Below are 6322 nucleotides of genomic sequence, written 5' to 3'. Positions count from 1 at the left end.
TGTACGACATTGGCCGCACCGCCATGAAGATGCTGCTGGAGCGACTGGAAGACCCGGCGCGCAGTGCGCGCAAGGTGGTGCTGTCCGGCCGCTTGATTGCCCGTGGTTCTACCGCACACAACCTGGCAGCCGATGCCAGGCCAGATGCTCACTGATTACGTGCTGCATCTGCTGCGACAAAGGGCGTCGGGAGACGTCCTTTTTTATTGTCGTCAGTGGCTGCTGGTATGGACTGTTTGTTGTTCTGTTGCGGCGAAATGCCGCTCCAGCCCGTCCAGTAGCAGCCTGGTCTTGGTGGGCAGCAAGCTGCGGTTAGGCACCAGCGCATAGGTTTTCAACGGTGGCAGGGTCCAGTCGCCAAGTATGTTTTGCAACTGCCCTGCCGCCTGCGCCGCAGCGGCAAAATTGCGCGACACCAGACATACCCCGCGCCCGGCAATGGCCGCTTGCAGGCGCAGCCCGGCATTGGCCGTTTGCAGGTGCAAGCCCTGCTTTAGCGTGAACACGCTGCCATCCGCATGCTGCAAATGCCAGGGCAGGGCGCTGGCCGCACCCAGCAGCGGCCAGTCCTGTAGCTCAGCGGGGTGTTGTGGTCGACCGCGTGCCGCCAGCAAGGCCGGAGCAGCAAACAGCCCTTGTTGCAAGGTGTACAGGCGCTTGCCCAGCAGGCTGGAGTCCGGCAGGGGCTGGCTGGTCATGACAAAACTCAGATCATGCCCGCTGCCGAGTGGGTCGGTCTGGTTGCTGATGACATCCACCTCGATATGCAAGTCCGGATGCGCTTGCATGATGTCGCACAGCACCGGGCTCAGGTGCAGGCTGGCGAATTCATAAGGCGCGGCAATGCGTAGCGTGCCGCTCAGTGGCGCCTCAGTCAGGCCTTGCAGGTGGTCGGCTACATCTTCCAGCCGGGCAAACAGCGGGCTGATTTCCTCCAGTAAATGAAAGCCGGCCTCGGTGAGCCGCAGGCGACGGGTACTGCGTTCCAGCAAGCGTGATCCCAGTTTCTGTTCCAGTCGTGTCAAGGCGGTGCTGACTGTTGATTTGGGCAGTTGCAGTCGTTCTGCAGCCCGACTGAAACTGCCCAGCTGCGCGACACAACTGAATAGATACCAGTCATTCCAATCGTTTGTACGTGGCATTGAATAATGATTTCAATTTTGACGGTTTATTCAAAATAACATGGTCTTTATAGTCGGCGCGATCCATCCAAGTCCAAAGCCTCCAGTCGAATGAATGCCTATCCCGTGCTGTTGCAAGCCCACCCCGAATGCCGACCCTGGCAGGTAAGACTGTTTGGCCTGACGCTGGGTCTGGTGACCGGGGCGGACTTTGTCGCCGTCAGCATGATGGGGGTGGCGGGCGGGGCCATTCAGGGTGGTGTGGCAGCGGCACCGCAAGAGTATTTGTGGGCGCTTACCAGCTTTGCCGTGGGCGCGGTGCTGGTCAATCTGTTGCTGGGCCGCTTTGCCACCCTGATCAGTTACCGGCGTTATACCGAGTGGGCCTTGCTGCTGTTCATGGCGGGCAGTGTGGGCTGTGCGCTGGCGGAAGGAATCACCAGCCTGGCGGTGGCGCGCCTGTTTCAGGGCCTGGGTGGTGGCGGGCTGTTTACGGCCTCGCGCATCCTGCTGCAACTGGTGGCGCAGCCCAAGGAGCGCAAGCCGCTGATGTATGGCTTCTTGCTTGGCTTGTTCAGCTTGTCCGGAATCTCCCCGTGGTTATCGGCCCTGCTGGTGGAGGATTGGGGCTGGCAGGCCATTTTCTGGTTGCAGGCCGGTTTTGTCCCGCTGTTATTGCTACTGGTACAAATCAGCTATCCCCGGCATGCCGGTGCGCCCACCCGTGCCCAGGCTGGGGAACTGGACTGGTTGGCCGTGGCGGCGCTGGGGCTGGGGGCCTTGCTGGTATTGCATACGCTGGAAGATCTGCGCTTTTTGCGCTTTAGCGCCCGTCCCGGCATGTGGCTGGCCTTGCTGGCTGGTGTGGCCTTGCTGTTGCTGGCCTGGCGGCGCGGCCATACCCACCCGGACCCCTGGTTGCAGCTGCATGCCGTATTGCGACGGCGTTATCTGATGGGGCTGGCTTTTTATGCGCTTTATTACCTGTGCAACGGGATTTGGTCTTACCTGCTGTCTGCCATGCTGCAACACGGGCTGGGTTTCGACTTTGTCACCACCGGCTGGGCCATGAGCATGGGCAGCCTGGTGACGGTGGTGATGGCCTTGTCCTATTTGTATACCAGTCGCTGGCTGACACGGCGTCACCATGTGCTGGCGCTGGGTTTTGGCCTGCTATTGCTCTGCTGTGTGTGGCTGTCCCACGTGGCCATGCCGGGCGCAGCACTGGCCAGCGTGCTGCCGGCCATCCTGCTGCATGGCCTGGTGCCGGTGCTGTCGGTATTGCAGATTGCCGCCATGACCTATGCCGAGGTGCAGGCAGAGGATTTCGCCCATGCCTATCAACTGAAAAACATCCTGCGTGAACTGGCCATGGCCATGGGAACCGGTTTGGCTGCCTTGCAGTTGCAAGCGGGAGAGGCTGTGGCCCGCATGAGCCTGCTGGACCGTCTGGACGCTCTCAGTCTGAGGCAATGGGGGATGGGGCTGGATTTGCCTGATCTTGCGCGTTTGTCGGCCCGGGTGACGCAGCAGGCGGTATTGATTGCCTGCGACCACGCCTTGCTGGCCCTTGCCTTGTTGGCCGGACTGGCCATGGTGATGGCGCTGTGGCAAAGGGATTTGCGCTGATGCAGGGCAGTAAATGCAAACACCCCGCCAAGGCGGGGTGTTTGCATGGATATCAGGGGCGAATCGGCCCGGTCAGGCGGGTGAGGGTGTCGTCCTTGACAAAACGGTGGTGCCAGACTGCCGCTGCGGCATGGAAAATGGCCAGCCACAGCAAGAGGTTGCCCAGCGCTTCGTGAATTTCCTTCAGGTTGTGCGCGGTTTCCTTGCCCAGAGAGAAGAACACCGGCAGCGTGCTACCCAGGAAAACCACGTCCTTGCCATTGCCCTGCACAATGGCGATGCCCAGTATCGGCAGGGCCAGCATCAGTGCATACAGCAACCAGTGTGCCGCGTGAGCCAGCAGCATGGCGGCCGGCTGCGGTGCGGGGGTGATATCAGGTACGCGGTTGGCCAGTCGCCACAGCAGGCGCGGCAGGAACAGCAACAGCACGATGATGCCAGCCTGGAAATGGCCGGACTTCAGGAAGTCACGCAGCGGGCTACCCTTGGGCGCAATATCCTTGAATTCGATGAAAACCAGTGCAGCAATCACTGCCAGTGCACTCAGCCAGTGCAGGGCACGTGCCAGACGGCCATAACTGTGTTGTGAATTTTTCAGCATGATGCTTCCTTTGTTCTGTTGGCATGCCCGAATCAATCAGTTTGCATGTTACGCCGCATTTATTAAATCAGACTTAATCATTGTCAGCAGTAGGGTAATGCAATGGCTGGGCCTGGCGGATCACCGCACATTTGTCTGCGGCTTGCCAGCCTTCGGGTTTCAGAATCTTGCCATCGGCACGGCGCAGCACCTTGCCACCAATCTGCTTGCGCAGATTGGCCTGATGAATGGCCTCGGTCATGGCCTCCAGCGGCATGCCCTGCGACAGCAGCAGCCCGGTCAGCACATTCAGCACGTCCACGCCTTCTGCGGTCAGCTCTGCCATGCGGCGTACCTGTTCCTGCTGGTCGCAGCCGGCCAGCTGTTTGAATTCCTGCAAGGCGTGCAGGAATTCAGCCATTTCTTCGTGCAGCATGGTTTCCCACATGGTCAGGGTGTTTGCTTGCAGTCCGGGTTGATCTGCGGCGGGAAGGTCGAAACGCTGCATGAATTCACGACGGATGGTGTAGAGATTGGTCATCTTGTTGTGTCTTTAATTTTAAAAATATCTATATATTGTGTTTATTGTCCGGATTTGACAATGAAAAACGCCCGCAAGGCGGGCGTTAGCATTGTGGCGAGTCCCATGTGGCCTCCAGCAAATGAAGTCGGGGCCGGGAGGATGAATTAGCCGTGCAGGGTAGCCAGCACCTCGAAATAGTCCGGGAAGGTTTTGGCTACGCATTTGGGGTCGTTGATGACGACCGGCACACCCAGCAGGGAAACCAGCGAGAAACACATGGCCATGCGGTGATCGTCGTAGGTGTCGATCTCGGCATCGGCCAGCAGCTGTGCGGGTGGAGTGATGCGGATGTAATCCTGACCTTCTTCAACGGTGGCTCCCAGCTTGCGCAGCTCGGTGGCCATGGCCGACAGCCGGTCGGTTTCCTTCACGCGCCAGCTTTCGATATTGCGCAAGGTGGTGGTGCCGTCGGCAGCCAGTGCGGCCACGGCAATGGTCATGGCGGCGTCAGGAATGTGGTTCAGGTCGGCATCTATAGCCTTGAGCTTGCCAGTGGCTTTTGCCTCGATCCAGTTGTCGCCCATGGTAATGGCCACGCCCATCTGGCGCAGGGTGTCGGCAAACTTAACGTCGCCCTGGATACTGTTGGCACCTACGCCTTCCACCCGCACCGGGCCACCTGCCAGCGCACCCGCAGCCAGGAAGTAGGACGCGCTGGAGGCATCACCTTCTACATGCACTTCACCCGGAGAGATATAGTGCTGGCCGCCCGGAATGACAAAACGCTGCCAGCCCTGACGTTCCACCTGCACGCCAAAGCGTGCCATCAGGTTGAGGGTAATTTCGATATAGGGTTTGGAAATCAGCTCGCCTACCACCTCGATGGTGGTGGTTTCGCCGGTCAGTGGCAGCGCCATCAAGAGGGCGGTCAGAAACTGGCTGGAGACATTGCCCTTTACCGGAATGACTTCCCCGGCGCGCAGGCTGGCCGGACGAATGGTCAGCGGCGGATAGCCAGGCTGCCCCTGGTAGCTGATATCGGCACCGGCAATGCGCAGTGCATCCACCAGGTCGCCAATCGGGCGTTCGTGCATGCGGGCCACGCCTGACAGCTGATAATGGCCTTGCATCAGTGCCAGTGCTGCGGTCAGCGGCCGAAAAGCCGTGCCGGCATTGCCCAGGAACAGGTCGGCACTCTTGACCGGAAACTCGCCGCCCACGCCTTGCACGCGGAAGTCACGGCTATCGCCGATCTGTTCCACCTGCACGCCCAGCAAGCCCAGGGCTGCCAGCATGTGGCGGATGTCATCCGAATCCAGCAGGTCGCGCACCAGCGTGCTGCCACTGGACAGTGCGGCCAGCAACAAGGTGCGGTTGGAGATGCTTTTGGAGCCGGGTAGCTTGATGGTGCCGGCAAGGTGCGGTGTCGGAGTGAGGCGGAGCTGTTCCATGGCGGTGCGTCGTGTCTCTGTAGTGTCTGGGTAAGTTGTCCGGGTCTTGTCATCACGCACCCTGCCTGCAGGCAGTAGTGTGCGTTGCAGCCCACCACTCTAAAGGGCAGCGGGGTAACGTGCAAACTACAATCATGGCCATTGGCGGCATTTTTTATCTATTCCCACCAGAAAATCCGCCCGAAACCGTTCCTGAGGCAAGGGGGCTGCGGTAAAATCAGCATTTTGGCCGTGCGCGCCTGTCGCGGCCTGCCTTGCGGATGCAAACCAAACCCATGTCTGTCCCTGTCATTACCATTGATGGTCCCTCTGCCTCCGGCAAGGGAACTGTCGCCGCCATCGTCGCCCAACGCCTGGGTTTTCATTATCTGGATTCCGGTTCGCTCTATCGCCTGCTTGCCCTGCATGCGCGCAAGCTGGGGGTGAGCTGGGACGATGAAACGGCGCTGGCCGCCCTGGCTGCCGCGTTGCCTGCCGCATTCGAGCACGGTGTGGTGTTGCTGGATGGCAACGATGTCAGTGCGGAAATTCGTGCTGAGGAAATCGGCATTGGCGCTTCCAAGGTGGCTGCGCTGCCGGCAGTACGTGCCGCCCTGTTACAGCGCCAGCGTGATTTTGGCGTGGCACCGGGCCTGGTGACGGACGGTCGGGACATGGGTTCGGTGGTGTTTCCGCAGGCTGCGGTAAAGATTTTTCTGACCGCCAGCGCGGACGAGCGCGCAAGGCGCCGCTATAAGCAGTTGATCGGCAAGGGAGAATCTGCTAACCTCCCGCAGATTAAGCAGGACATTATCGATCGGGACACGCGTGACGCGGCCCGGCCGGTAGCGCCGCTGCGACAAGAGCCGGACGCCTTTCTGCTCGACACCACGGAGCTCACCATCGACCAGGCGGTCGAAACGGTCCTCCGCTGCTTCGGGCAGTACCAGGCCTCCGGCATATGATTTTTTAAAGGGGCAATTCCTGCTGCATTGCAAGATGCGCCCTGTGTTCAACCCTAACCCCGCACGCCGCAAGG

Annotated in this window: 7 protein-coding genes; 3 read left to right on the top strand and 4 right to left on the bottom strand. The window is 60.1% G+C overall.

The window, feature by feature from the left end; all coding sequences use genetic code 11:
- The first annotated feature begins 8 nt into the window (after positions 1 to 8).
- Entirely contained in the window at positions 9 to 155 is a 147-nt protein-coding gene (locus JHD62_RS23070) for a substrate-binding domain-containing protein (protein ID WP_370541055.1), read from the top strand.
- Between the two features lie 57 nt (positions 156 to 212).
- Here JHD62_RS23070 and JHD62_RS11455 read toward each other — a convergent pair whose 3' ends face one another.
- Entirely contained in the window at positions 213 to 1142 is a 930-nt protein-coding gene (locus tag JHD62_RS11455) for a LysR family transcriptional regulator (protein ID WP_199103001.1), read from the bottom strand.
- Positions 1143 to 1232: 90 nt separating this feature from the next.
- On the opposite strand from JHD62_RS11455, the gene JHD62_RS11450 reads away from it, so the two are divergent.
- Positions 1233 to 2750, top strand: coding sequence for an MFS transporter (locus JHD62_RS11450; protein WP_199103000.1), 1518 nt, complete (start codon positions 1233 to 1235; stop codon positions 2748 to 2750).
- Positions 2751 to 2802: 52 nt separating this feature from the next.
- Here JHD62_RS11450 and JHD62_RS11445 read toward each other — a convergent pair whose 3' ends face one another.
- The 3 genes from JHD62_RS11445 to aroA form a co-directional block, all read right to left on the bottom strand.
- Positions 2803 to 3351: a cytochrome b gene (locus JHD62_RS11445; RefSeq protein ID WP_045846196.1), complete on the bottom strand. Its 549-nt coding sequence runs from the start codon at positions 3349 to 3351 to the stop codon at positions 2803 to 2805.
- Between the two features lie 73 nt (positions 3352 to 3424).
- A complete protein-coding gene (locus JHD62_RS11440; protein ID WP_199102999.1) occupies positions 3425 to 3871 on the bottom strand; it encodes a nucleoside triphosphate pyrophosphohydrolase family protein in 447 nt (148 codons plus the stop codon).
- A 146-nt stretch (positions 3872 to 4017) separates the two neighbouring features.
- The gene (gene aroA, locus JHD62_RS11435; RefSeq protein WP_199102998.1) at positions 4018 to 5304 is read right to left on the bottom strand and encodes a 3-phosphoshikimate 1-carboxyvinyltransferase; all 1287 of its coding nucleotides are present in this window, start codon (positions 5302 to 5304) and stop codon (positions 4018 to 4020) included.
- A gap of 275 nt (positions 5305 to 5579) precedes the next feature.
- On the opposite strand from aroA, the gene cmk reads away from it, so the two are divergent.
- Positions 5580 to 6248 carry a (d)CMP kinase gene (cmk, locus tag JHD62_RS11430; RefSeq protein ID WP_199102997.1) on the top strand — a complete coding sequence of 223 codons (669 nt, stop codon included), beginning with the start codon at positions 5580 to 5582 and terminating at the stop codon, positions 6246 to 6248.
- Positions 6249 to 6322: the final 74 nt, after the last annotated feature.

The organism is Aquitalea sp. ASV11 (genome assembly GCF_016429185.1).
GTDB classification, from domain to species: Bacteria; Pseudomonadota; Gammaproteobacteria; order Burkholderiales; family Chromobacteriaceae; genus Aquitalea; species Aquitalea pelogenes.
Note: the sequence above shows the minus strand (reverse complement) of the source record. Positions and strands in the feature narration are given on the sequence as shown.